Origin of the sequence: Streptomyces sp. NPDC006655 (assembly GCF_040703965.1) — a bacterium.
Classification (GTDB): domain Bacteria; phylum Actinomycetota; class Actinomycetes; order Streptomycetales; family Streptomycetaceae; genus Streptomyces.
The window spans coordinates 51,023-77,038 of record NZ_JBEYJU010000041.1 but is presented as its reverse complement, the minus strand read 5'-3'; the positions used below and the strand labels follow the sequence as shown (position 1 = coordinate 77,038).

At 71.7% G+C, this 26,016-nt stretch carries 17 protein-coding genes and 2 pseudogenes; 10 read left to right on the top strand and 9 right to left on the bottom strand.

Translation table 11 applies throughout. From position 1 onward, the window contains the following. Nucleotides 1-409: 409 nt before the first annotated feature. Both AB0958_RS23890 and ptsP read left to right on the top strand, forming a co-directional pair. Entirely contained in the window at nt 410-859 is a 450-nt protein-coding gene (locus tag AB0958_RS23890) for a PTS glucose transporter subunit IIA (protein WP_366892497.1), read from the top strand. A 110-nt stretch (nt 860-969) separates the two neighbouring features. Next, entirely contained in the window at nt 970-2,640 is a 1,671-nt protein-coding gene (gene ptsP, locus AB0958_RS23885; RefSeq protein ID WP_366892496.1) for a phosphoenolpyruvate--protein phosphotransferase, read from the top strand. Nucleotides 2,641-2,723: 83 nt separating this feature from the next. On the opposite strand, the gene AB0958_RS23880 is transcribed toward ptsP, so the two are convergent. Next, on the bottom strand, nt 2,724-3,617 hold the full coding sequence (locus AB0958_RS23880; protein WP_366892495.1) for a hypothetical protein: 894 nt from the start codon (nt 3,615-3,617) through the stop codon (nt 2,724-2,726). Between the two features lie 23 nt (nt 3,618-3,640). Then, nucleotides 3,641-4,849 carry an MFS transporter gene (locus AB0958_RS23875; protein WP_366892494.1) on the bottom strand — a complete coding sequence of 403 codons (1,209 nt, stop codon included), beginning with the start codon at nt 4,847-4,849 and terminating at the stop codon, nt 3,641-3,643. A 111-nt stretch (nt 4,850-4,960) separates the two neighbouring features. Between AB0958_RS23875 and AB0958_RS23870 the strand changes: the two genes are divergently transcribed. Then, entirely contained in the window at nt 4,961-6,280 is a 1,320-nt protein-coding gene (locus AB0958_RS23870; RefSeq protein WP_366892493.1) for an aminotransferase class I/II-fold pyridoxal phosphate-dependent enzyme, read from the top strand. Nucleotides 6,281-6,297: 17 nt separating this feature from the next. On the opposite strand, the gene AB0958_RS23865 is transcribed toward AB0958_RS23870, so the two are convergent. Next, entirely contained in the window at nt 6,298-8,265 is a 1,968-nt protein-coding gene (locus tag AB0958_RS23865; protein WP_366892492.1) for an acetoacetate--CoA ligase, read from the bottom strand. A 213-nt stretch (nt 8,266-8,478) separates the two neighbouring features. Between AB0958_RS23865 and AB0958_RS23860 the strand changes: the two genes are divergently transcribed. Next, complete coding sequence (locus AB0958_RS23860) at nt 8,479-10,839, top strand: glycoside hydrolase family 31 protein (protein WP_366892491.1); 2,361 nt, start codon at nt 8,479-8,481, stop codon at nt 10,837-10,839. 10 nt (nt 10,840-10,849) lie between these two features. Here AB0958_RS23860 and AB0958_RS23855 read toward each other — a convergent pair whose 3' ends face one another. Beyond that, entirely contained in the window at nt 10,850-11,383 is a 534-nt protein-coding gene (locus AB0958_RS23855) for an NUDIX domain-containing protein (protein WP_366892490.1), read from the bottom strand. Between the two features lie 204 nt (nt 11,384-11,587). On the opposite strand from AB0958_RS23855, the gene AB0958_RS23850 reads away from it, so the two are divergent. The 5 genes and pseudogenes from AB0958_RS23850 to glpK all read left to right on the top strand — a co-directional run bounded on the left by AB0958_RS23850 (nt 11,588) and on the right by glpK (nt 17,053). Further along, complete coding sequence (locus AB0958_RS23850) at nt 11,588-12,019, top strand: zinc ribbon domain-containing protein (protein WP_366892489.1); 432 nt, start codon at nt 11,588-11,590, stop codon at nt 12,017-12,019. Next, nucleotides 12,016-13,206 carry a lipid-transfer protein gene (locus AB0958_RS23845; protein ID WP_366892488.1) on the top strand — a complete coding sequence of 397 codons (1,191 nt, stop codon included), beginning with the start codon at nt 12,016-12,018 and terminating at the stop codon, nt 13,204-13,206. The genes AB0958_RS23850 and AB0958_RS23845 overlap by 4 nt, the downstream gene beginning before the upstream one ends. 110 nt (nt 13,207-13,316) lie before the next feature. Next, a complete protein-coding gene (locus AB0958_RS23840) occupies nt 13,317-14,957 on the top strand; it encodes a GGDEF domain-containing protein (RefSeq protein WP_366892487.1) in 1,641 nt (546 codons plus the stop codon). A 245-nt stretch (nt 14,958-15,202) separates the two neighbouring features. Then, nucleotides 15,203-15,433 (top strand): annotated as a pseudogene (locus AB0958_RS23835) (aquaporin); the annotation flags it as partial. A 99-nt stretch (nt 15,434-15,532) separates the two neighbouring features. Next, nucleotides 15,533-17,053, top strand: coding sequence for a glycerol kinase GlpK (gene glpK / locus AB0958_RS23830; RefSeq protein WP_366892486.1), 1,521 nt, complete (start codon nt 15,533-15,535; stop codon nt 17,051-17,053). Nucleotides 17,054-17,108: 55 nt separating this feature from the next. Here the strand turns inward: glpK and AB0958_RS23825 are convergent, their stop codons facing one another. From AB0958_RS23825 to AB0958_RS23805, 5 genes and pseudogenes are all read right to left on the bottom strand, one after another. Beyond that, the gene (locus AB0958_RS23825) at nt 17,109-17,714 is read right to left on the bottom strand and encodes an ATP/GTP-binding protein (RefSeq protein WP_366892485.1); all 606 of its coding nucleotides are present in this window, start codon (nt 17,712-17,714) and stop codon (nt 17,109-17,111) included. Then, nucleotides 17,695-21,385: pseudogene (locus AB0958_RS23820) on the bottom strand (hydantoinase B/oxoprolinase family protein). The gene AB0958_RS23825 and the pseudogene AB0958_RS23820 overlap by 20 nt, the downstream one beginning before the upstream one ends. A 24-nt stretch (nt 21,386-21,409) precedes the next feature. Beyond that, on the bottom strand, nt 21,410-21,805 hold the full coding sequence (locus AB0958_RS23815; protein ID WP_366892484.1) for a DUF742 domain-containing protein: 396 nt from the start codon (nt 21,803-21,805) through the stop codon (nt 21,410-21,412). 9 nt (nt 21,806-21,814) lie between these two features. Further along, nucleotides 21,815-22,249: a roadblock/LC7 domain-containing protein gene (locus tag AB0958_RS23810; protein ID WP_366892482.1), complete on the bottom strand. Its 435-nt coding sequence runs from the start codon at nt 22,247-22,249 to the stop codon at nt 21,815-21,817. Next, nucleotides 22,246-25,068, bottom strand: a complete 2,823-nt coding sequence (locus tag AB0958_RS23805; protein ID WP_366892481.1) for a nitrate- and nitrite sensing domain-containing protein — start codon at nt 25,066-25,068, stop codon at nt 22,246-22,248. Before AB0958_RS23805 ends, AB0958_RS23810 begins: the two co-directional genes overlap by 4 nt. Before the next feature lie 485 nt (nt 25,069-25,553). Here AB0958_RS23805 and AB0958_RS23800 point away from each other — a divergent pair, with 485 nt between their 5' ends. After that, nucleotides 25,554-25,979, top strand: coding sequence for a hypothetical protein (locus tag AB0958_RS23800; protein ID WP_366892480.1), 426 nt, complete (start codon nt 25,554-25,556; stop codon nt 25,977-25,979). The last annotated feature ends 37 nt before the right edge of the window (nt 25,980-26,016 follow it).

Below are 26,016 nucleotides of genomic sequence, written 5' to 3'. Positions count from 1 at the left end.
GCGTTGACTTTTGGCACGCTGTTGAGTTCTCAAGGAACGGTCGCTTCCTTTGTACTCACCCTCTCGGGCTTTCCTCCGGGCTTCCCTTCGGTGTTCCAAACTCTATCAGTGTTTTTCCGGCCTCCTGACCACCCTCCCGCAGACATGCGGAAGATGATCCGAAGTTAGGATCTGAAGAATTTGGTTTCTGCTGACCTAGTACGCATTGCCGCGCCGCTTGGCCCCAAGCAGGAGTACGACTGTACACGGAGCTTCGGAGCCCATGCAAATCCCTTACCCTGGTGGTCTAGACCACTAGGTGGTAGCTTCCATGCGGAACCGCCACTTCACATGACATACGCTGCTGCTCAGGGCCGTCCGGGACAGGTAGTGACGGCCCGTAAGCAGCTCCACTCCTGGGAGGCTTCCCATGACCACCGTGACGTCCCCGCTGGCAGGACGCGCCATCGGACTGGCCGCCGTGCCCGATCCGGTCTTCTCCGGGGCCATGGTCGGCCCGGGTACGGCGATCGACCCCGCGCGCGAGCCTTCCGAGGTCGTGGCGCCCGTTGACGGAGTCATCGTCTCCCTGCACCCGCACGCGTTCGTCGTCGTCGACGAGAACGGCCACGGCGTGCTCATCCACCTCGGCATCGACACCGTGCAGCTCAACGGCCAGGGCTTCGAGCTGCTGGTCAACAAGGGCGACACCGTGACCCGTGGCCAGGGCGTCATCCGCTGGAACCCGGCCGAGGTGGAGGCCGCCGGCAAGTCCCCGGTGTGCCCCGTCGTGGCGCTCGAGGCCACGGCGGACTCCCTCTCCGAGCTTCGCGAGGACGGCGATGTGAAAGCCGGGGACAGTCTCTTCGCCTGGCACTGACTCGTCCGGAGCTGACGACCCGGTCGACTTCCCGCCGTATGACGGAGAGGCCGACCACCACGACAACCATCGCGGCGGCGGGACCCGCCGCACTATCGGAGACGGGTGAGATGGAGACAACGCTGCGAGGCGTCGGCGTGAGCCACGGTGTGGCGATCGGCGAGGTTCGGCACATGGGAACGGCGGTGCTGGAGCCGCCTGCCAAGCAGATCCCGGCGGAAGAGGCCGCACGGGAGCAGGGTCGGGCTCGTCAGGCGGTGGAGGCGGTGGCCGCCGACCTGATGGCACGCGGCAACCTGGCCGGCGGCGAGGCCCAGGCGGTGCTCGAGGCGCAGGCCATGATGGCCCAGGACCCTGAGCTGATGGCCGACGTGGAGCGCCGGATCGCCGTCGGCAGCACCGCTGAGCGGGCTGTGTACGACGCGTTCGCCGCGTACCGCGAGCTACTGGCCGGCGCCGGCGAGTACCTCGCCGGCCGGGTGGCCGACCTGGACGACGTGCGGAATCGTATCGTCGCCCGGCTGCTGGGGGTGCCGATGCCGGGCGTCCCGGACAGCGACGAGCCGTATGTGCTGGTGGCGCGGGACCTGGCGCCGGCGGACACGGCGCTTCTCGATCCGGCGCTGGTGCTCGGTTTCGTCACCGAGGAGGGCGGCCCGACGAGTCACAGCGCGATCCTGGCCCGGGCGCTCGGTGTGCCGGCGGTCGTGGCACTGCCCGGCGCGGGTGAGCTCGCCGAGGGCACGATGATCGCCGTGGACGGCAGCACCGGCGACATCTTCGTGAATCCGAGCGCGCAGAAGAAGGCGGAGCTGCAGGCGGCGGCCGCCGAGCGCAAGGCCGCGCTGGCCGCCTCGACCGGGCCGGGTGTCACCGCGGACGGGCACAAGGTGCCACTGCTGGCCAACGTGGGCGGACCTGCGGATGTGCCGGCGGCCGTGGCGGCCGGTGCCGAAGGCGTGGGTCTGTTCCGTACCGAGTTCCTGTTCCTGGACGACAGCAAGAACGCTCCCTCCGAGGAGAAGCAGGTCGAGGCCTACCGTCAGGTGCTCGAGGCGTTCCCCGAGGGCCGGGTGGTCGTGCGGGTGCTGGACGCGGGTGCCGACAAGCCGCTGGACTTCCTCACCCCGGCGGACGAGCCGAACCCGGCGTTGGGCGTGCGCGGGCTGCGGACGCTGCTCGACCACCCCGAGGTGCTGCGGACCCAGCTGACCGCGCTGGCGAAGGCGGCGGAGGGGCTGCCTGTCTACCTCGAGGTCATGGCGCCCATGGTGGCCGACCGCGCGGATGCCAAGGCGTTCGCGGATGCCTGCCGGGAGGCGGGGCTGCGGGCCAAGTTCGGTGCGATGGTGGAGATCCCGTCGGCAGCGCTGCGGGCGCGCTCGATCCTCCAGGAGGTCGAGTTCCTGTCGCTGGGCACCAACGACCTGGCGCAGTACACGTTCGCCGCTGACCGTCAGGTGGGTGCGGTGTCCCGGCTGCAGGACCCGTGGCAGCCCGCACTGCTCGACCTCGTCGCGCTGTCCGCGGAGGCGGCGAGGGCCGAGGGCAAGAGCTGCGGTGTGTGTGGTGAGGCCGCGTCCGATCCGCTGCTGGCCTGTGTGCTGGCTGGTCTGGGTGTCACCTCCCTGTCCATGGGTGCGGCGTCGATTCCTTATGTCCGGTCGATGCTCGCCAAGTACACAGTGGCCCAGTGCGAGCGGGCCGCGGCGGCGGCGCGTGCTGCCGACAGCGCGGACCAGGCGCGTGCGGCGGCTCAGGCGGTGCTGTCGGGCGAGTAGCCGGGTGCGGCCGTCGGCTGTCGTGACCGCCGGCTCTCTTTCCAGGGGCGCTCCACCTGCGGGTGGGGCGCCTCTGGCGCGTTTCAGTGGTGGTGGCCCGGTGGTGTGTCCTGGCCTCCCAGGTCGGGCGGGGCGCAGTAGTCGACGTCGGATTCCGGGGAGATGAGGTCGCCGGATTCGATGTCTGTGCAGTAGGCGTCGAAGACTTCTCCGGCGGTCAGCGGGGCGAGGGTGTCTCCGCGCAGTCGCCAGCCGTAGACGCGGTCGGGGTTGCCCCGGGCGCTGGTGCGCATGACGAGGCCGCCGGGGCTGCGGGTGGCGAGGCCGAGGGCGAGGACGCTGGTGAATTCGAGGGTCTCGGCCTCGTCGAGATCGGTGGTGCCGTCGGCATTCTGGTCGGCGTGGAGGACGGTGACGAGGGTTTCGGGTGGTCCGGAGACGCTGCAGACGAGGTGCCGGTCACCGGGCGGGGCGGTGTCGAGGATGCGGGTGAGGAGGTGGGAGGCGCGGGTGAAGGCGGCCCGTCCGACGTCCTCGCCGCAGGTGGGGCAGGGGCCGAGCCGGGCGAGGAGGGTACTGGCGTACTCCCAGGTGGCCTGGCGTACGGCCTCGTCGACGAGGGCCGGGACCAGATCGGTGAGGGGTCGGCCGTCGTAGGGGATGGTGGCGCCGGTGGCGGCCAGTTCGGCGGTGAAGCGGGTGCGGCTCGCGGGGTGGTCCGGGTCGAGTCCGGTGTCCGTGCAGAACTCGGCGTATTCCTCGGGATCGAACAGGGCGAGTGTGGTGTGGGTGCCCTCGGAGGCGCGGGTCCTGAGGAGGGCTTCGATCTGGTGGAGGTAGGTGGGGTGGTCGTCGAAGGTGAAGGTGCGGTAGCGCCGCATGGCGCGGAAGTCGTGTTCGTCGGTCAGCAGGCCGATGGTGCCGGCGATCTCGCGGCGCAGGACGCGTCGCATGCCCCGGTGGTCGGTGCGCGCCATGGTTTCCCCCTGTGTGCGGTCGATCAATGCTCACTCACAGTAACCGGCGCCGCTGACAATCGAGGGCGTGGAAGCCGGTCCCGGACGACTCGGTGCTGAATTCCGCAGGTCAGCGCGATGAGGGCGCCGAACGCCGACCAGCCGAGTGGGCCGACGGCGATGGCGGCGGTGACGGCGAGTGGGCCGATGCTGCGCTGGGCGGACTGGGCGAGTCCGTGGACGCCGAGGTAGGCGCCCTGGGCGGTGGCGGGTGCCAGGGCGACGGAGAGTTCCCAGGAGATGGTGGCGTGGAGCATCTCGGCGAGGGTGAAGGCGGTGGCCGCGGCGGTGAGCAGGAGGACTGCGGTGGGGGTTCTGCCGGTGGCGGAGAGGGCCATGGCGGTGCCGCCGAGGGCGAAGGCGGCGGAGAGCGGGACGAGGAGCCGACGGGCGGCCTCGCTGCTGGTGCCGAAGCGGGCGAGCGGCACTTGCAGGGCCACCACCAGCACGTTGTTGAGGACGAGCAGCAGGGGTGCGAGGCCGTGCGGGACGTGCTCGCTGTGGGCGATCGAGAGGGGCAGGCCTATTTTGAAGACGGCGTCGTCGAGGAAGAGGACGGTGTCCGTGGCGACGTACGCGAGATAGGTCCGGTCGCGCCAGGGGCCGGGCGGGTTCGGGGTGCGGGGCCTGGCCCTGAAGCCGGTCACGACTCGGGAGGCCGAGGGGGGTTCGCCGCAGCGCAGGGTGAGGAGTGCTATGGCGACGAAGGAGACGGCATCGCCGGCCAGGAGCCAGCGGTAGGCCGTGGTGGCGCCCAGGGCGAGCGCTGCCGCGGCCGCCAGGCCCCCCAGGGCCCAGCCTGCGTTGGCGAGGGTACGGCTGAGGGCCTGGTAGCGGACTCGTTCGGGGCCCGCGACGCGGGTGGCGTACAGCTTGGTGAGGACGTTGGCGGCGCGGTCGCCGAGGGCGCCGACGGCCGAGATGGCGAGCAGCAGGGTGTAGTCGTCGGTGGTGAGGAGGGCGAAGGAGGCGAGTGCGCGCAGGAGTTGGCACGCAGTGAGGACGCGGGTGAGGGGCAGCCGGTCGGCGAGGCGGCCGCCCAGGGGTGCTCCCGCGATGCCGATGGCGCCCGACACGGCGGCGAGGGTGCCGACTTCTGGTAGGGAGAGACCAGAGACGTAGGTGAAGTAGAGCACCGACACCGACGCCCACAGTCCGCTGCCGATGCGGTCGATCAGGGCGATGGCGAGCATTCTGCTCCCGTCGCGGCCTCCGGGTATGCGTTTCGGTCGTGGCATCGTGCCGGGCGTCGTCTGCACTGCTCCCCCTTGCCGGAAATTATGTACTGATACATACTTGCCAACGTGGCAATACAATATGGGATCACTGGGTCCACGGCCAAGGGGATTGCCGCGTCCGTCGAACAGGGCGTGGCCAAGGGCGAGCTGGCGCCGGAGGCGCCGCTGCCGCCGGTGCGGCGGCTCGCGGAGGAGCTGGGGGTGAGCCCGGGCACGGTCGCGACGGCGTACAAGGAACTGAGGCGGCGCGGGATCGTCGTCACGCGGGGGCGTGGTGGCACCGTGGTGGCGCCCGCTCCGGCGGTGGCGTCAAGGCGGCCGCCCAGAGTGCCCCCAGGGCTCCGCGACCTGGCCGGCGGGCATCCCGACGGGGCCCTGCTGCCGGGTCTGGTGCCGCCCTCACGGCTGTCCCCCGGCGCCCGGTCTCACCGTTCCGCGCCGCGGCTCGCGCGGCTGGAGGAAGCCGTACGTGACTGGCTGCGGCCCGACGGCCTCCCGGTGGAGCACGTGACGTTCGCGCACGGTGCGCTGGACCTGATCGCCCGCGTTCTCTCCGTGGAGCTGCGGCCCGGCGACGCCGTGGCCATGGAGGACCCCGGATATCACCACCTGCTCGACCTCGTCCCGGCGCTGGGGCTGCGGACCTTTCCGGTTGCCGTGGACGACGAGGGAATGCGTCCGGACAGTCTGGCCGCGGCCCTGCGCGCGGGTGTGCGGGCCGTGGTGTACAGCCCCCGGGCGCAGAATCCGTACGGCGGCTGCTTCTCGGCCGCGCGCCGGGACGCCCTGGCCGAGCTGCTGCGGGCCGAGCCCGACGTCCTGGTGGTCGAGAACGATCACGCCTCCTCGGTCACCGAGGCCCCGCTGCACTCGCCGGTCGGCGCGGGCCTCGCGCGCTGGGTGCATGTGCGGACCGTGAGCAAGTTCCTCGGTACCGACCTGCGGTGGGCGGCAGCCGCCTGTGATGCGACGACGCTCGCGCGTCACGACGGTCTGCTGCTCCTGACGTCGGGCTGGGTCAGTCATCTGCTGCAGGAGACGGTGCTCGGCCTGATGACCGACGCGGACACGCGCGCGTTGGTGGCACGCGCGCGTGCGGCGTACGCGGTACGCCGACAAACGCTCGCGGGAGAGTTGGCCGAGCGTGGTATCGCTTCGCACGGGGCGAGTGGGATGAACCTGTGGGTGCCCGTGCGGGACGAGTCGGCCGTGGTGAACGGTTTGCGCTCGTACGGATGGTGGGTCGCGGCGGGCGCGCGTTTCAGGCTTTCGGCCGGCCCGGGGGTCCGGATATCGACCGCGGGGCTTGAGCCGGTCGACGCCGTACGGCTGGCCTCGGACTTCGCCTCGGTACTGGGCGAGTCCGAGGCCACCTACGGCGGCTGATCGCCTCGGCGAGGAGCTCAGATGCGCTTGCGGGCGAGGTCCTCGTAGAAGCCCAGCAGATCGAGGTTGTCGATGGAGCCCGGGTTGACGGCCTTCTCCAGGGGCGTGCCCTGGAGAAGGCGCTTGACCGGGACCTCGATGCGCTTGCCGGTGAGGGTGTGCGGGACGCCGGGCACCTCGATGATCTCGTCGGGGACGTGCCGGGGGGAGAGCTGCTCGCGGATGGCCTGCTTGATGCGGTTCAGCAGGGCCTCGTCGAGGGCCGCCCCGGGCGCCAGGTGGACGAAGAGGGGCATCCAGTAGCCGCCGTCGGGTTGCTCGATGCCGATGACGAGGGATTCCCTGATCTCGGGCAGGCGCTCGACGACCTCGTAGATGTCGGCCGAGCCCATCCGTACGCCCTGCCGGTTGAGCGTGGAGTCGGAGCGGCCGTGGATGACGACCGAGCCGCGTGCCGTGACGGTGATCCAGTCCCCGTGCCGCCAGACGCCCGGATAGGTGTCGAAGTAGCTGTCGTGGTAGCGGCTGCCGTCAGCGTCGTTCCAGAACCGGGTCGGCATGGAGGGCATCGGGTTGGTGACGACCAGTTCGCCGACCTCGTCGACGACGGGGTTGCCGTGCGGGTCCCAGGCCTGGAGGTCGGTGCCCAGGCCGGGTGCCTGGAGTTCGCCGGTGTGGACCGGGAGGGTGGGGACGGCCCCGGCGAAGCAGGAGCACACGTCGGTGCCGCCGCTGACGGAGGCGATCCACAGGTCGTCGCGGACCTCGTCGTGCAGCCAGCGGAAGCCGTCGGGCGGCAGGGGGGAGCCGGTGGTGGCGACACACTGCACCCGGGAGAGGTCGAAGTCCCGGGACGGGTGGACGCCTGCTTTGCGGCAGGCCATCACGTAGGCGGCGGAGGTGCCGTAGAGGGTGGCTCCGGTGCGTTCGGCGACGCGCCACTGGGCGCTGATGTCAGGGTGTCCGGGGCTGCCGTCGTACAGCACGATCGTGGTGCCCGTGAGGAGGCCGGAGACGAGGAAGTTCCACATCATCCAGCCGGTCGAGGTGTACCAGAAGAAACGGTCCTCGGGGCCCAGGTCGCAGTGCAGGCCGAGCTGTTTCAGGTGTTCGACGAGGATGCCGCCCTGGGACTGGACGATGGCCTTGGGCAGGCCGGTGGTGCCGGAGGAGTAGAGCACCCAGAGGGGATGGTCGAACGGGACCTGCTCGAATTCGGGCTCGGTGTCGGCGGCGGTCAGGGCCGCCCAGTCCAGGGCGCCCTCGGGGGCCGGCGTACCGAGCAGCGGAATGTGCACGACGGCGCGCAGGGTCGGCAGTTCGCTGCGGAGTGCGGCCACGGTCTCGCGGCGGTCGTGTTCCTTGCCGCCGTAGCGGTAGCCGTCGACGGTGAACAGGACGACGGGTTCGACCTGCTGGAAGCGGTCCAGCACGCTGCGGGCGCCGAAGTCCGGGGCGCAGGAGGTCCAGACGGCGCCGACGGCGGCGGTGGCGAGGAGCGCGACCACGGCCTGCGGAATGTTCGGGAGGTAGCCGCTGACGCGGTCGCCGGGGCGGACGCCGAGGGCGCGGAGCGCGGCGGCCAGGGAGCCCACCTGGCGGCACAGCTCCGCCCAGGTGACCGGGTGGGGTTCGTGGGTCTCGTCGACGTGCAGGAGCGCGGGTTCGTCGGCGCGCGTGCCGGCGGCCCGCAGGGCGTGCTCGGCGTAGTTCAGGGTGGCGCCGGGGAACCATTCGGCGCCCGGCATCGAGCGGTCGCCCAGCACGCGCGCGTAGGGGGTCGAGAACCGTACGTCGAAGAACTCCGTGACGGCTTTCCAGAAGGTGTCCAGGTGGTCGACGGACCAGCGGTGCAGGGCCGGATAGCCCCCGTCGGCGGGTGCTCCGTGGTGTGCCGCCGCCCAGGACTGGAACGCGGTGATGCGGGCCTGCGCGATCCTTTGCGGGTCGGGCTGCCAGAGCGGCTGGGGGTTCGCGGTCGACATGGGGCGGCTCCCGGGCTTCTGCGCTGGTGTGCGTGGGACGCGCACGGGCGGGGGTGTGCGCGTGACGCGGCTGACAGGGACGATGCCATGTGATCGACTTCTGCACCAGGGCGCGCTCCACATGGTCCGTGTCGTGAAGATGTGGTCCCGGCACGGGTGAACGGCAGTTGAACGGCGCGCATGTGTGGAGCGTGGAGTGGCAGGGTGAGCAGCATGGACGGTCGTGACCTGGTGCGTTCGGTGAGAGTGGTCGGTTCGAGGAAGGCGGCTCTGGGGTTGCGTACCGTACGGGCCGCGTGGCGCAGGAGGCGCATCGACGCGGCCGGGCTGCCCGCGCGGGGGGCGGAGCGGGCCCGGGTGCCCGGTCCGGTGCAGGGCGCGGAGCCGGGCCCCGGAGGCGGGGTGATCCGCTTCAGCCGGTCCGAGCTGCGGATCATGGTCGCCGTGAACGGTGCGGTCTTCTGGGGCTGGGACGGGGCGGGGCCCGCACCGTCGTACGGGCTCGCGGGTCGCGGTCCTGAGCCCGATCCGCGGGCGGTGCTCGAACCGGACACGGACGGCGGCTGGCGGGTCGTGGCGGAGCGGGCGACGGTCAGTGTCTCGCGGCACGGCGCGGTGGAGGTGTGCACTCCGGGTGGGGTGATGCTGCGGCGGGACCTGCCGCCTCGGTGGTGGGAGCCGGTGGCCGGGGGTGCGGCGCGCTGGGTGCAGCGTTCGGAGGTGGCGGCGGACGCGCGGTTCTTCGGTCTGGGCGGGCGGGCCTCGGGGCCCCGGCTGCGGGACGGGTCCTATCGGCTGTGGAACACCGACCCCGGGCACGCCTTCGGGCCCGGTGACGATCCGCTGTACATCACCATGCCGGTGCAGTTCGTGGTGGCGGACGCCGCCGCGCACCTGGTCTTCCACGACACCTCGTGGGACGGGACGGTGACCCTCCGGGAGGGTGAGGAGGGGGCTGGTTCGGGTCATGACCGGACCGGACGGAGCGAACTGCGAATGGACGGTGGCCCGTTGCGCTGCTGGGTGATGGTGGGCACCCCCGCGCGCGTGCTGCACACCTGGGCCTCGCTCACGGGGCCGCCGGCCCTTCCGCCGGCATGGGCGCTGGGCCATCACCACGCCCGCCGGGGCTTCGGCGGCGAGGAGGAGGTGCGGCGGATCGTCGCCGGTTACCAGGAGCGGGATCTGCCACTGGACGCCGTCCATCTGGACGTCGACCACTATGACGCGCATCAGGTGTTCACCGTCGACCGCGAACGCTTCCCGAAGCTGCCGACGCTGGCGGAGGAGCTGCGGCGGGACGGGATCCGGCTGGTGTCCGTCGTGGAGCCGGCGGTGAGGTCGGAGCGGGGCTACGCGGTTCATGACGGCGGGACGGCCGTGGACGCCTTCGTGCGGGATGCGTCGGGGCGGCCGGTCGAGGGGGTGGGGTGGCCCGGGGAGTCCGTCTTTCCCGACTTCACGCACGCGCGCGTGCGCACGTGGTGGGGTGCTCTGTACGAGGAGCGGCTGGCGCTGGGCTTCGCCGGGTTCTGGCACGACATGAACGAGCCGACGTCCTTGAACGCCTTCGGCGAGTCGACGCTGCCGCGCTCGTCGCGGCACGCTCTGGAGGGCCGGGGCGGCGACCACCGTGAGGCGCACAACGTCTATGCGCTCTGCATGGCCCAGGCGGCCTACCTGGGCCTTCGGGAGGCGGCGCCGAGCGAGCGCCCCTTCCTGTTCTCGCGCTCCGGCTGGGCGGGAATGCAGCGCTACGGCGGCACCTGGTCCGGTGATGTCGCCACCGGCTGGCCCGGGTTGCGCGCGTCCCTGTCGCTGGTTCTGGGACTCGGGCTGTGCGGGGTGCCGTACTCGGGCCCGGACGTCGGCGGGTTCGACGGGAGTCCGTCGCCTGAGCTGTTCCTGCGCTGGTTCCAGCTGGGCGCGTACCTGCCGTTGTTCCGCACGCACGCCGACGTGCGGGCGGGGCGCCGGGAGCCGTGGGAGTTCGGGCCCGAGGTGCTGGAGCACGCGCGCGCGGCGCTCCTCGAACGCCGGCGCCTGCTGCCGTACTTCATGACGCTGGCGCATCTGGCGAGACGCACCGGCGCGCCCTATGTACGCCCGTTGTGGTGGGGTGCGCCGGAGGACCGGGCACTGCGTGACCGGGAGGACGCGTTCCTGCTGGGCGACGCTCTGCTGGTGGCGCCGGTGCTCGATCCGGGCACGGACCGGCGTGCGGTGCAACTGCCCCGTGGGCGCTGGTACGACACGCTGTCGGAGCAGGCGTACGAGGGTCCCGGGCAGGTGCTCGTGGACGCGCCGCTGTCCCGGGTTCCGGTGCTCGCGCGCGCGGGTGCCGTCCTTCCCGTGCGGGGCGAGGACGGCCGTACGCGGCTGGAGGTGTGGGCGCCCGTCCGGGGGCGGACGGGCGGCGGGCTGGTCGTGCCGGACGCGGGCGACGGCTGGGAGGAGCCGGAGGTAGAGCGTTACGTCGCCCGTTGGGAGGGTCGGCAGGTGGTGGTCCGGCGCGAGGGGGGAAACGGCGTCGGCGAGCCGTCCCGCCCCGTGTGCGTCAGGGGGCTGGGATGAACCGGAGGGCTCAGTAACGGCCCTCGAACCACGCGCGTACGGCGACGCTGTGCAGGGGGAAGGCGAGTTCCTCGGGTCGGCGCAGCAGGTGCCAGCCCTCCGTCTCGTCCGTCGCGCCCGACGGCGGCAGGCCCTCGGCCGGACGTTCCGGGAGGAGGCCGAAGAGCAGCAGGTGCCCGTCGGGTGAGCTCATGGCGTCGACGAGGCGCACGTCGCGGGCGGCCGCGTCGATGCCCGTCTCCTCCTTGAGCTCACGGACGACGGCGTGCCGCCAGTCCTCGCGGTCGTCGACGTAACCGCCGGGCAGCGCGACGCCTCCGCGCGCGGGGGCGACGGTGCGGGTGATGACGACCAGGGCGGTGCCCTTCGTGTCGTACACGGGCTGGAGGGCGATCGCCACCGGCAGCGGATTGCGGTACGCCGTGTGGTTGCAGGCCGCGCAGGTGCGGGGCCAGCCGGAGATGCCCTCTCCGTAGGTCGCTCCACAGCTCGAACAGTGCGAGTCCGGAGCGGAGTTGGCAAGGGGGTGCTGATTTTCGGCCACGCGCGGACTTTATCCGATCACGAGGGTGTCGTCTCACGGTCAGCGGAACGTCTTCTTCCGGAAGTGAAGTGTCGCCGAGTGATCAGGAGGTCGACCCGGGCGTCGACGTCCGGCGGCGCGGTCTGCCCAATTCCGGCGGCCCGTGGCACACTTCTGACGTTCCGTCAGATCTGTAGCCCTGGAGGAGCGTTGTCGCGTACACGGATGCCTGCGGTCGACGGCTGGTTCACGGGCGAGGGGGACTCCTTCCGGCTCCTGGGCACCCGCTGTGCCGCCTGCGCCACGGTCTTCTTCCCGCGCGAGGACGTCCACTGCCGCAACCCGGCGTGCGAGGGCGGCGATCTGACCGAGGTGCCGCTCTCTCCGCGGGGGCGGATCTGGTCGTTCACCGACAGCAGATACCGGCCTCCGTCACCCTATGTGAGCGATCCGGAACTTCCCTGGGAACCGTACGCGTTGATCGCTGTGGAGCTGGAGTCCGAGCGGATCGTGGTGCTGGGACAGGCGGTTCCCGGGGTCACCGTCGCCGATCTGACGGTGGGCATGGCGGTCGAGGTCGTCCCCGGAGTGCTGGCCGAGGACGCGGAGACGACCTGGACCACCTGGCACTGGCGGCCGACGGGGGTGGCGCGGTGACGGCGGACGTGGCGGTGCTCGGCGTGGGCATGCATCCCTGGGGCAAGTGGGGGCGCGGCTTCGTCGAGTACGGGACGGCGGCGGCCCGCGCCGCCCTGGAGGACGCGGGGCTCCGGTGGCGGGACATCGGCTCGATCGTGGGCGCGGACACGGTACGTGGCGGCTATCCGGGATATGTCGCGGGCGCGACCTACGCCAAGGCGCTGGGCTGGCAGGGGGCCCGGGTGACGAGCGTGTACGCGGCGTGCGCCTCCGGAGCCCAGGCCGTCGCCACGGCGAGGGCACAGATCCTGGCGGGGCTCGCCGACGTGGTGCTCGTGGTGGGCGCGGACGCGGCGCCCAAGGGTTTCTTCCGGCCCGCCGGAGGAGAGCGTCCCGACGATCCCGACTGGCTGCGCTTCAGGCTGCTCGGAGCGACGAATCCGGCCTACTTCGGGCTGTACGCGCGCAGGCGGATGGCGGTGTTCGGGGACACCCCCGAGGACTTCGCACTGGTCAAGGTGAAGAACGCGGCCGCAGGGGCGGCGAATCCGTACGCCCGCTACCGCAAGCGGGTCACCCCCGAGGAGGTCGCCGCCTCCCAGGTGGTCGCGGATCCGCTGCGGCTGCTGGACATCTGCGCGACCTCCGACGGCGGGGCCGCGCTGGTGCTGTCCAGCCTGGAGTTCGCCCGCCGGCACGGGTCGCGGCGGCCGGTGCGGATCCGGGCCGTGTCCACGGTCACGCCCCGCTATCCGAGCACGGTGCTGGACCTGCCGGACATCGCCACGGACTCGGCCGCCACCGTCGACCCCCCGGAGCGGACCTTCCGGGCGTCGATCGCGAGCGCCGCCTACGAGGAGGCGGGCATCGGCCCCGAGGAGCTGTCCCTTGCGGAGGTGTACGACCTGTCCACCGCACTTGAGTTGCAGTGGTACGAGGATCTGGGTCTGTGCGCAGAGGGCGAGGCGGCGAAGCTGCTGCGGGAGGGCTCGACGGCGCTGGGCGGCCGGATACCCGTCAACGCCAGCGGCGGCCTCGCCTCCTTCGGAGAGGCGGTGCCGGCCCAGGCGATCGCCCAGGTCTGCGAGCTCACCTGGCAGTTGCGAGGCGCGGCGGGAGACCGGCAGGTCGTCCACGCGCGCGTGGGCATCACGGCCAACCAGGGGCTGTTCGGGCACGGTTCGTCCGTGATAGCGGTGGCCTGACGGGACCGGTGTGACGGCAGAAGTCGCACACTGCGTGACCACCCCGGAATGATGCGTGAACGTCTCATGAACTGCCCCTGGGCGCACTCCCAGGGGGTCATCATGCTCCCGTGCTCTCCTGGACGGATGCTCTCCGTTTCGCCTTCCAGCCGGTGGTCAACCTGACGACAGGCGGGGTCGCCGCACTGGAGATCCTCGCCCGCCCCGAGACGGGTGACATCCTCGCCGAAGCCCACCGCGACCCCGAGGTCGACGGCAGGCTGGCCGTGCTGGCCTTCCGGGCGGCGGCCCGCACGGAGACCCTCCTGCCGCTGCACATCAACGTCTTCGCCGCCACGCTCGCCGACCTGGGCGGCATCGGCCCGCTGCCCGAGGCCGTCCGCCAAGCCGGCCGGATGCCCTGGGAGGTCACCCTGGACGTCGTCCCGCCGTACACGCACGTGCCGCAGCGGTCCCTGCTGGAGGCCGTGGCGACCCTGCGCGGCCAGGGCTTCCGGATCTGCGCGGACGGTGTGGGCGACGGAGACGTGCCCCTGCGACTGCTCACCGACCTCTCCCCCGACCTGCTCAAACTGGACGCCTCGCTGCTCGGCCGACCCGCCGCGGTCCGGGCGATGCGCACCCTGTGCGAGGAACTGGGCGCCCTCCTGGCTGTCGAGGGCGTCGAGACGGAACTCCAGTACACGGCGGCCCTGTCGGCCGGGGCGCAGCTGGGCCAGGGCGAACTGTTCGCACCGCCGGCCCGGATCCCGGTGGCCGGCGTGTACGTTCCGCCGTCCTCGGCCACCACCGTGTCCCGGCCGCGCTCCGGGCCGTCGGTGCGGGAGTTCGTACGGCCTGCCGCACTGCTGCCGGTCACCGCGTCCGCATCGCAGGTGCGGACGCTGCTGACCGGGTCCCCGGACGTCTCGGGCGTCCTCCTGGTGGACCAGGCGGGCGCCCCGGTGCGGTCGGTGCACCGCTCCCACTTCCTGCTGTCGATGTCCGGCCGCTACGGACACGCCCTGTACGCCGACCGCCCGGCCTTCAAACTGGGCGACGCACCCCGCACCGTCGGCGTCGACGCGACCGCCTGGGAGGTGCTGGACGTGGTGGCCGTCGGCGGCCGGGACCGCGCCTCCGACGACGTGGCCGTCGTCGACCGGCTGGGGCGCTGTGTGGGCGTCGTTCACCTCGCCGACCTGCTGCGGGCACTCGCCGAGTCCCGGGTCGAGGAGGCCGCCGGGCTCAACCCGCTGACGCGGTTGCCCGGTTCGGACACGATCACGGTCGAGGCGGACCGGTGGATCGCGGACGGCCAGGTCGTCGCGCTGAGCTGGCTGGACATCGACCACTTCAAACTGGTGAACGACGGTGCCGGGTTCGCGGCGGGCGACGAGTTGATCCGCGCGGTGGGACGGGCCGTACAGGAGGCCGTCGTCGGGCACGCGCGCGTGGGGCACATCGGCGGCGACGACTTCCTGGTGCTCGCCGACGAGACGGGCCTGGCCCCGCTGGAGGCGGTGCTCGACGCACCCTGGTCGGCCGCCGGCCGTCCCGTCACGCTGTCCCTGGCCACCGTCGTCTGCCCTCCGGGCAGTGTGGCCGACCACCGGCAGGCGGCCGCGTGTCTGGCACCGCTGAAGAAGGCCGCCAAGGCGCTGCCTGGGGCGAGTTGGGTGCTGGGGCGGGCGGGGTCGCCCGGGTACGAGATCCGGCGCGGCTCGGGCTCGCATCCGGCCCAGGCCGGGTACGCGGTGCTGGAACCGTGAGAACTGCTCCCCTGCGATTGCCCGTCATCGTTGCCGTCAGCGACCTTGACGCTCCCTGGACGCCGGTGAAAACTTCCGGTGTCGGTCGACATCGCCGTACATACTCGGCGTAATCAGGCACTGCGCCCCGGGCTGTCCCGACGTCGCCAAAGAACCGTTCCTGCTCTAAGCGCCGGGCCAGTCCCCCGGCCAGCGCCCTGGGAGCCGCCATGAGCAACGGAGACATATTCGTCGGCGAAGTCATCGGCACGGCCGTCCTGATCGTCTCCCTGCTCGTCGTCGGCATCGGGCTGTCCCTCGGCGGGCCCACCGGCTACGCCGTCAACCCGACGCGCGACCTCGGTCCCCGGATCGTGCACACCCTCCTGCCGATCCCCCACAAGGGCACCTCGGACTGGGACTACGCCTGGATCCCGGTCGTCGGCCCGCCGATCGGCGGGGCACTCGCGGGTCTCCTCTACGACGTGGCCTTCTGATCCCCCGCCTTCACCCGCAACCCCAGGACCCAGCGACCACCGCAGCCCCAGGACCCAGCGACCACCGCAGCCTCCGGACCCAGCAATCAAGGGGTAGCCATGCCGGACACCGCCGAGAAGTACGTCGCCGCCATCGACCAGGGCACCACGTCGAGCCGCTGCATCATCTTCGACCGCGGCGGCGCGATCGTCGCCGTCGACCAGCGCGAGCACCGCCAGATCTTCCCCAAGCCCGGCTGGGTGGAGCACGACGCCACCGAGATCTGGTCCAAGGTGCAGGCCGTGGTGGCCGGGGCGCTCGCCAACGCGCATCTGCGTGCCGAGCAGTTGAGCGCGCTCGGCATCACCAACCAGCGCGAGACGACGGTCCTGTGGGACAGGGCCACCGGCAAGCCCGTGCACAACGCGATCGTCTGGCAGGACACCCGTACCGCCGCCCTGTGCAACGAACTCGGCGGCAGCGACGGCCAGGACCGGTTCCGCGAGCAGACCGGGCTGCCGCTGGCGAGCTACTTCTCCGGGCCCAAGGCGGCCTGGCTGCTCGACAACGTTCCGGGGCTCCGGGGCCGCGCCGAGCGCGGCGAGATCGCCTTCGGAACCATCGACTCGTGGCTGATCTGGAACCTCACCGGCGGCACCGACGGCGGCCGGCACGTCACCGACGTCACCAACGCGGGCCGCACCATGCTGATGAACCTGGAGACCCTCCAGTGGGACCCCGCCGTCCTCGCGGCGATGAACGTCCCCGCGGCGGTCCTGCCCGAGATCAGATCCTCCGCGGAGGTGTACGGCACCGCCGTCGGCCGGCTCGCCGGGGTGCCGGTGGCCTCCGCCCTGGGCGACCAGCAGGCAGCGGTCTTCGGGCAGGCCTGCTACGAGGTCGGCACGGCGAAGAACACCTACGGAACGGGCAGCTTCCTGCTGCTCAACACCGGCAGCCGGCCGGTGGCGTCCAAGAACGGACTGCTGACGACCGTGGGCTACCGGATCGGTGACGAGGCACCGGTGTACTGCCTGGAGGGTTCGACCGCCGTAACGGGCGCGCTCGTCCAGTGGTTCCGCGACCAGCTCGGCATCATCCGCACCGCCGACGAGATCGAGACCCTGGCCGCGAGCGTCGACGACAACGGCGGCGCCTACATCGTGCCGGCCTTCTCCGGTCTGTTCGCCCCCTACTGGCGTTCGGACGCGCGCGGGGTGATCACCGGGCTGACCCGCTACGTCACCAAGGCACATCTCGCGCGTGCGGTGCTGGAGGCGACGAGCTGGCAGACGCGGGAGGTCGTGGACGCCATGTACCAGGACTCCGGGGTGCGGATCACGACCCTCAAGGTGGACGGCGGCATGACCAGGAACAACCTGCTGATGCAGCACCAGGCCGACGTGCTCGGGGTGCCGGTGATCCGGCCCCGGGTGTCCGAGACGACCTGCCTGGGCGCCGCCTACGCGGCCGGCCTGGCGACCGAGGTCTGGAACGATCTGGACGAACTCAGGTCGCACTGGCGGAAGGACGCCGAATGGACGCCCGCCATGCAGGCGTCGGTGCGCGAGCGGGAGTTCGCCAACTGGCGCAAGGCGGTGGAGAAGAGCTTCGGCTGGCTCGACGAGGACGCCGGGTGACCCCCGGGATCACGGCCCGTACCCCGGTCGACGGGGGTACGGGCCGTGCCGCCGCTCAGGTGGTGACGGCCTGCCGGTGCGCCGCCGCTGCGGCCATCGCGTGCTGGACGACACCGATGAGCACCTCCTTGACCGACCCGCGGTCCCGGGCGTCGCAGAGCACGACCGGTACGTCCGGGTCGAGGTCGAGGGCACGGCGGATGTCCTCCGCCGGGTAACGGTCGGAACCCTCGAAGCAGTTGACGCCCACGAGGAAGGGGATGGAACGGCGCTCGAAGTAGTCGACGGCGGCGAAGCAGTCCTCCAGGCGGCGGGTGTCGGCGAGCACGACGGCACCCAGTGCGCCCTCGGACAGCTCGTCCCACATGAACCAGAACCGTTCCTGCCCGGGTGTGCCGAACAGGTACAGCACCAGGTCCTCGCGCAGGGTGATGCGGCCGAAGTCCATGGCGACGGTGGTGGTGCGCTTGCCCTCGACACCGGAGGTGTCGTCGACCGGCCGCCCGGCCTCGGTGAGCAGCTCCTCGGTGCGCAACGGCCTGATCTCGCTGACCGCGCCGACCAGCGTCGTCTTGCCCACGCCGAAGCCGCCGGCCACGAGGATCTTGAGCGTGACTGGCTCGACCGGGGGCTTGCCGCGCTCAGATCGCCCGAAGATCATCGATCTCTTCTCCTGCTTGATGAGGGTCATTCGTTGACGGGGTCGTGCTCGGTGAGGGTGGTTCCTGACGCGCCGCCGGGTGACGGATGTCCGTATCCGCCGCCACCCGGGGTTTCGATGACGAGTACGTCGTCGGTGCCGACGTCCGCCGTGTCGCTGCCGCCGAGATCGGTGACCGTGCCGTCCGCCCGCTCCACGCGGTTGGCGCCGAGCGCGCCCGGCGCCCCGCCCGCCATGCCGTACGGCGGGACGCGACGGTGTTGGGAGAGGGTGGAGACAGTCATGGGTTCGAGGAAACGGATGCGGCGGACCGCGCCGTCCCCGCCGCGCCAACGGCCCGCGCCGCCGCTGCCCCGCCGCACGGCGAACTCGTCGAGGCGCACGGGCAGCCGCCACTCCAGGACTTCCGGGTCGGTGAGCCGGGAGTTGGTCATGTGGGTCTGTACGACGCTCGCACCGGCAAATCCGTCGCCCGCCCCGGATCCGGAGGCGACGGTCTCGTAGTACTGGTGGCGCGCGTTGCCGAAGGTCACGTTGTTCATGGTCCCGGACCCCTCGGCCTGGACGCCCAGCGCCGCGTAGAGCGCGCCGGTGATGGCCTGGGAGGTCTCGACGTTGCCCGCGACGACGGCGGCCGGCGGCTCGGGAGCGAGCATCGAACCCGGTGGGACGACGATGTCCAGGGGCCGCAGACAGCCGTCGTTGAGCGGGATGTCGTCGGCGACCAGGGTCCGGAAGACGTACAGCACCGCCGCGTTGACGACGGAGAACGGGGCGTTGAAGTTGGTGGCGAGCTGCGCGGAGGTGCCCGTGAAGTCGATGGTCGCCCGACGGTTTCCGCGGTCCACCCGGACGCTCACCCGGATGACGGCGCCGGAGTCGGTCTCGTAGGCGTACTCGCCGTCGTCCAGGGCGTCGACGACCCTGCGGACGGCGTCCTCGGCGTTGTCCTGGACGTGGCGCATGTAGGCCTGGACGACGTCGAGGCCGAACTCCTCGATCATGCGGCCGACCTCGTCGACGCCCTTGCGGTTGGCGGCGATCTGGGCACGCAGGTCGGCGAGGTTGGTGGGGATGTTGCGGGAGGGATGCCGGGCCTCGGCGAGCAGCCGGTGGGTCTCGTCCTCCCGGAACCGGCCGCTCTCGGCGAGCAGCCAGTTGTCGAAGAGGACACCCTCCTCCTCGATGGTGCGGCTGTTCGCCGGCATCGAGCCGGGGGCGACACCGCCGATCTCGGCGTGGTGGCCCCGGGACGCGACGTAGAAGAGGATCTCCCCGCCGTCACCCGTTGTGACCGGGGTGCCGCCGGTCCCGAAGACCGGAGTGATCACGGTGACGTCGGGCAGGTGGGTCCCACCGTGGTAGGGGTCGTTGACGGCGTAGGTGTCGCCGGGACGCATCGAGGCGCCCCGGCGGCGGATGACCTCTTTCACGCTGGTGCCCATCGAGCCCAGGTGGACGGGGATGTGGGGGGCGTTGGCCACCAGGTTTCCGTCCGGGTCGAACAGGGCGCAGGAGAAGTCCAGGCGTTCCTTGATGTTGACGGACTGGGCCGTCGACTCCAGCCGGGCGCCCATCTGCTCGGCGATGGACATGAAGAGGTTGTTGAAGACCTCGAGCAGAACCGGATCGGCTTTTGTGCCGAGATCGGAACTCTGCGTGACCGCCACGCGTTCCATGACCAGATGCCCGTCGTCGGTCGCGGTGGCCCGCCAGCCGTCGTCGACCACCGTCGTGGCGCCGGCCTCGGTGATGATCGCCGGGCCGGTGACGGGTGCGCCGGGAGGCAGCTCCTCGCGGCGGTGGAGGGGTACGTCGCGCCAGGCGCCGCCGGTGTGGAGGCGGACGGTCTCCGCGGCGGCGGGACGGCCTTCGTACGGGGCGAGGGCGGAGAGATCGGGGGGCTGGGTGATGCCGGTGGCTTCCACGGAGAGGGCTTCGACGACGACCGGACGGTCGAGGGTGAAGGAGTACGTGGCGCGATGACGATCTTCGAAGGCCTGTTTCATCGCGCTCGGTTCGGTGAGTTCGACGGTCAGGACGGTGTCGGTGCCGTCGTAGCGCAGCTGGGCGCGGCGGGTCACCTCGACACGGTCCTCGGGGACGTCCTCGGCACGGAGTTCGGCGCGGGCCGCGGCTTCCAGGTCGTCGGCGGTCCTGCGGACGCCGGGCATGGCGGCGGGCTCCAGAAGGACCTCGACGGACTGTTCGCGCATGGCGGTGGTGTCGGCGAGCCCGATACCGAGTGCGGACAGGACGCCCGCCATCGGCGGCACCAGGACGGTGCGGATCCCGAGCGAGTCGGCGACCGGGCACGCGTGCTGCCCGCCGGCCCCGCCGAAGGTGGTGAGGGCGTAGCGGGTGACGTCGTGGCCCTTCTGGACGGAGATCCGCTTCACGGCGCCCGCGATGTTGGCGACGGCGACGCTCAGGTAACCCTCGGCGACCTGTTCCGGGGAGCGGTCGTCGCCGGTCCGCTCGCGGATCTCCCGCGCGAGGCCGGTGAACCGGGCGCGGACGAGGTCGGCGTCCAGGGGCCGGTTCCCTTCGGGGCCGAAGACGTGCGGGAAGTGGGCGGGCTGGATACGGCCGAGCATGACGTTGGCGTCGGTGACGGTGAGCGGGCCGCCGCCGCGGTAGCAGGCCGGGCCGGGGTCGGCGCCTGCCGAGTCCGGGCCGACGCGGTAGCGGGAGCCGTCGAAGTGCAGCACCGAGCCGCCGCCCGCGGCGACGGTGTGGATGTCCAGCATGGGGGCGCACAGTCGGACGCCCGCGATCTGGGTGGTGAAGACCCGCTCGTACGCGCCGGCGAAGTGGGACACGTCGGTCGAGGTGCCGCCCATGTCGAAGCCGATGACGCGGTCGAAGCCGGCGAGCTGCGACATCCGCGCCATGCCGACGATGCCTCCGGCCGGCCCGGACAGGACGGCGTCCTTGCCGCGGAACTGCCCGGCTTCGGCGAGGCCGCCGTTGGACTGCATGAACATCAGTCGCACGCCTTCGAGTTCGTCGGCGACCCGGCGGACGTAACGGCGCAGGACAGGCGACAGGTAGGCGTCGACGACGGCGGTGTCGCCACGCGGGACGAGCTTCATCAGCGGGCTGACCTCGCTGGACAGCGAGATCTGCGGGAAGCCGGTGCGGGCGGCCAGCTCGCCGATCGCCCGCTCGTGGGCGGGGTGCAGGTGGCTGTGCATGCAGACGACGGCGACCGCGCGGATCCCGTCGTCGTACGCCTGCCGGAGCGGGGCCGCCAGGGCGTCGAGGTCGGGGGCGCGCAGGACGGTGCCGTCGGCGGCGATGCGTTCGTCGGCCTCGACGACGCGTTCGTACAGCAGCTCGGGCAGGTCGATGCGGCGGGCGAAGATGCGCGGGCGGTTCTGGTAGGCGATGCGCAGGGCGTCGCGGAAGCCGCGGGTGACGACCAGGAGGGTGCGCTCGCCCTTGCGTTCCAGGAGCGCGTTGGTGGCGACCGTGGTGCCCATGCGGACGGCGTCCACGGGGTCGCCGGAGTCGGCGAGGAGTTCACGGACGCCCGCCACGGCCGCGTCGGCGTACCGCGCGGGGTTGTCGGAGAGCAGCTTGTGGGTGAGCAGCCGGCCGTCCGGGCGCCGGGCGACGACGTCGGTGAACGTCCCGCCGCGGTCGACCCAGAACTGCCAGCCTGTCACGTCACCACTCCGCTTCCACGCCGGTCACAGCGCCCGGAGGCCGTTGATCACGTCGCGCAGAATACTCTCGTCCACCAGCTCGGCCGGCGGCACCGGCCGGTTGACGTGGACGAGTTCCCCGGCGACGAGGTCGCCGACGAGGACCCGGACGACTCCGATGGGCAGATCGAGTTCCGAAGCCAGCTCGGCGACCGACTGCGGTACGTCGCGGCAGAGCTCCACGATGTCGACGTGTTCCGGGGACAGCGTCCGGTCGGCCTCGGGATCGTCCGCGTGGGGCTCCGTGACGACCACCGCGATCAGGTCGAGGCGGTGCTGGGCCGGACTGGTGGTGCGCCCGCGCGTCATGGCGTACGGACGGACGACCGGTCCGGCCTCGTCGTCGAACCAGCGACCTGTTCCCTCACCGTCTGCGCTCATGTCATCCCACTACCCGCCTGCGGGCAGATCGGTGCGCGGAGCGGACCCCAGATGTACGCCGACCCGCTTGACCAGCAGGGTCATCTCGTACGCGACCTGGCCGACGTCGGAGTCGGCGTCGGAGAGGACGGCGAGGCAGCTGCCGTCGCCGGCGGCGGTGACGAACAGGAACGCGTCGTCGAGCTCGACGACGGTCTGCCGGACACTGCCCGCCTCGAAGTGGCGGCCCACGCCCTTGGCCAGGCTGTGGAAGCCGGAGGCCACGGCCGCCAGGTGCTCGCTGTCCTCTCTGGTGAGGTCCTTGGAGACCCCGGTGGGCAGGCCGTCGCCGGAGAGCACGACGGCCTTGCGGATGCTGGCCACCCGGTCCACGAGGTCGTCCAGGAGCCAGTTCAGCTCACCCTTGTTCGTCGCCGCGCGGCCGGTCGCCATCGGATCGGTCATCGACCGTCCCCCTTAGTCGTTCCTTGTGCTGTGCCCTGCCGGGCCCCGTCGCCCGTGGCGTTCTCCGCCCGCCCGCGCTGCCAGCCGCGCTGGAGCGAGGCCATCCGGCTGCGGACCTCGTCGGCGTCACGCTCGACGGGTTCCGGTTCGCGCGGGGCGGGTCGTGCGGGGTCCTGTCGCAGTTGTGGGGCCAGGTTGGCCTGCCGTACCCGCCTGGGCAGCGGCCGGGTGCCGGGTTCGGCCTCCGGGGACGTGCCGCCGAGGAGCGGGACGGAGTCATCGGGGCCGCTGCCGGTGGTGATCTCGGAGCGGCGGTCGCGCTGGGGCAGGGCGGTCGGTCCGGCGGGTTCGGACGGGTACGCCGGGTCTTCCCCGGGCCGTTCGGCCGAGCCGGTGGCGCGGTGCCCGGAGGCGTCGGTGCGGCGGCGGGACGGCAGCGGGGCGAGTCGCCCCGGCTCGGGGCGGGCCGGGCCCGCCTGCTCCGGCTCGTCGGACTCGGCACGGCGGTCGCGCGGCTCGGTGACGGGCTTGCCGTGCGAGCTGACCAGCTTGGGCGCATGCCGTCTGGGCAGCGCCACGGGTCCGCCGGGGCGTTCGTCCTGGAGGGCGTCCGCGGTCCCGGGCGCGCTCCGATGAGGCTCGCTCACGGTGGGCACGGGGTCGTCACCGGCCCGGGTGAGGGTGCGGCGGGGGTGGAACAGTCCGCCGCGTTCGCTGTCGGCGCCGGTGAGGGCGCCCGGGAAGCCGTCCAACGTGTCCTGGTCGGCCGGCGCCTCCAGCTCGACCGGCCCGTCGAGCGGCGCGGCGGACGTCCCGGTCCGGTGCGAAGGGACCTGGCTCAGGGCGGCGGCCCGGCTCCTCTCGGCCTCTGCCTGCGGGGCGAGGTGGTCGCGGTCCAGGCGGAAGCCGATGCCGTTGGTGTCGGGGACGTCGTCGGTGAGCAGCACGTCGGGAATGAAGACGACCGCGGTGGTGCCGCCGTAGGGGGACGGCTGGAGCGACACGCGTACGTTCTGGCGCTGGGCGAGGCGGCTGACCACGAACAGCCCGAGCCGGTCGGTGTCGGAGAGTTCGAACTCGGGTGTCTCGGCAAGCCGCAGGTTGGCTTCGAGCAGCGCCTCGGCGGCCATGCCGAGACCCCTGTCGTGGATCTCCAGGGTGAAGCCGTTGGCGACGCGTTCGCCGAGGACCTGCACGGCGGTGTGCGGCGGCGAGAACACCGTGGCGTTCTCCAGGAGTTCGGCCACGAGGTGGGTGAGGTCGGCGACGGCGGGGCCGGTGACGGCGACGCGGGGCAGCCGGCGCACCTCTATGCGCTCGTAGTCCTCGACCTCGGCCACGGCGGCGCGCACCACGTCCATCAGCTGGACGGGCCGGCGCCACTGGCGCGAGGGTGCGGCGCCGGAGAGGATCACCAGGCCCTCGGCGTGGCGGCGCATCCGGGTGGTGAGGTGGTCGAGGCGGAAGAGGTCGGCGAGTTCGTCGGTGTCCTCGGTCCTGCGTTCCATGGTGTCGAGCAGGGTGAGCTGCTTGTGCAGCAGGACCTGGCTGCGGCGGGCGAGATTGACGAAGACCTCGGAGACGCCGGAGCGCAGTTCGGCCTGCTTGACGGCGGCTTCCACGGCGGCGCGCTGGAGGGTGTTGACGGCCTGGCCGACCTCGCCGATCTCGTTCTTGTCGTACTCCAGGCGCGGGACCTCGGTCTCGACGTCGACCAGTTCCCCGGCGGACAGCCGGCGCATCACACTCGGCAGCCGAACCCCGGAGGCCTCGTGCGCCTCCTGGCGCAGCAGCCGCAGGTCACGGATGAGGGCGCGGCCGACCCGGACCGACATGATCAGCGAGAACAGCACGGCGACCAGTCCGAGGACTCCGACCACGGCCGCCTGGACGATCACGTCGACGGCGACGGGCCGGATGCGGTTCTGGTAGCCGTCGGCGACCTGGTCGTCGAGCGTGCCCAGTTCCTTCAGGGCGCTGCCGGCGGCGGTGTCCCAGCTCTTCGCACTGACGTCGTCGGGTGTGCCGGTGCCCAGGGCGATGACGGACTGCTCCGCAGCCCGCAGCGGAGCGCTGGTGGCGTCCTTCCAGTAGCGGTCGAAGCGGTCGCGTTCCGGCGCCGGGAGCAGCGGCAGGCTGGTGTCGTAGAGGAGGGTGCGCTGGGCGACCAGGTCGGAGATCTCACGGGTCTCGTCGCGGGAGATCCTCCCGACCACCAGGGACGAGCCGAGCAGGGCGTCCTCACGGGAGAGGAGTTCCCTGGCGAGGGTGAGGTTGTCGAGGGCGTGGCCCTGTTTCTCCATCTCGACGTCGTCCAGGCCGTCGAGACTGGTCAGCAGCGCGTAGCAGGGTTCGACGAGGCGGTTGTACAGGTCGAAGGCCTGGGAGCGTCTGACAGTGCCCGCCTCGACGCTGCGGCGCAGGGGGGCGATGCCGTCGAAGGCGTCGAGCACGGCGGTGAGGCGGTCGCCGTCGTCCGCGTTCACCGCGTCGCGGACGTCCCCCTTCCGGGCGTTCGCGCGAAGCCTGGCGACGGCATCGTCGGTGGCGGTGCGGGTACGGCGCAGTGCGGCGAGCGCGTCGGCGGCGCGCGGATCGGCGAGATAGACGAGGGTCTGCCGGCGTTCCTGCTGGAGCACCTGGATGGTGTCGTCGGTGGGGTATCCGATGTCCTCGACCACGGCCGACACCTGGAACAGCCGGCTGACTTCACGCCCGGTGAGGACGGCGGTGAAGCCCCAGACGGCCGTCAGGGACACCAGCGGCACGAGAAGCAGCGCCACGATCTTCCGGCGGATCGACTTCCCGCGAAAGCGCATGGCCTCCCCCAGCTCGACCCCCGCGGGGCGGGGGTACATATGTGCGTCAACAAACGGCGCGAGCCTACTACCGCCACAGGGATAACTCGAAGAACGGTCTGGACGGTGAACTTCCGCATCTGCGGCGAGGCATGGCCGACGGACGGGAACGGACAGGAGGAGTTGTCCGGGCATTGCGGGAGATTGCCACCGCGATCGCGTCGACTTCGCGCGAGTGGGGCGGGACCGGTACGAAGGATCAGTTGGCCGGAATTTTTCGCTGGTCGGGAATCATCGGGCGAGTTCGTTCGTCCTTGTTGGTGGGCAATGGGTGCGGAATCGGCCACAGGAGCCGAATCCCGTATCCGGGCTGCGTAAAACAACGTAAGCCGGGCAGCCACTGGGGAGCCGGGGTCGTCGGACTCCGGGGTGAGGTTCTGCCGGCGGTGGGGAGTGACACGTTGACAGGGACGGCTCAGCGGCGATTGGCGCCCGAGGACGGTGCGGTGGCGCGCGCGACGGCGCAACCGCACGAGCAGTACCGGCCGTTGTGGGTCGAGGAGCCCGCCAAGCGGTACCGGATGCCGGACCCGGTGCGCACCGCGGCAGTACGGGCGCTGATCATCATCTCGGTGACACTGATCCAGGCCATGGTGGCGTTCTTCTGCACGATGGCGGAGTCCTGGCTGGCGTTCCCGATGGTGATCAGCAGCGTGGCGAGCACGGTGGCGGCCACCTGGAGCGTGGTGGACGTCTGGGTGACCCGCCAGGTGTGGAACCAGCGCAACGGCGTGGTCTCCGAGCCGAGCAGCACGGCGCGGGAACTGCGCCGCGAGCGGCGCGCGGCGCGGCGGCAGGAGCGTACCGCCGCGCGCGAACAGAAGCGGATACGTGGGCGCGGCGGCCAGGCCGGGCAGCTGTCCCACCCCTGAGGGCACCCCGCGCGAGGACACCGCGCCCACGCGTCGA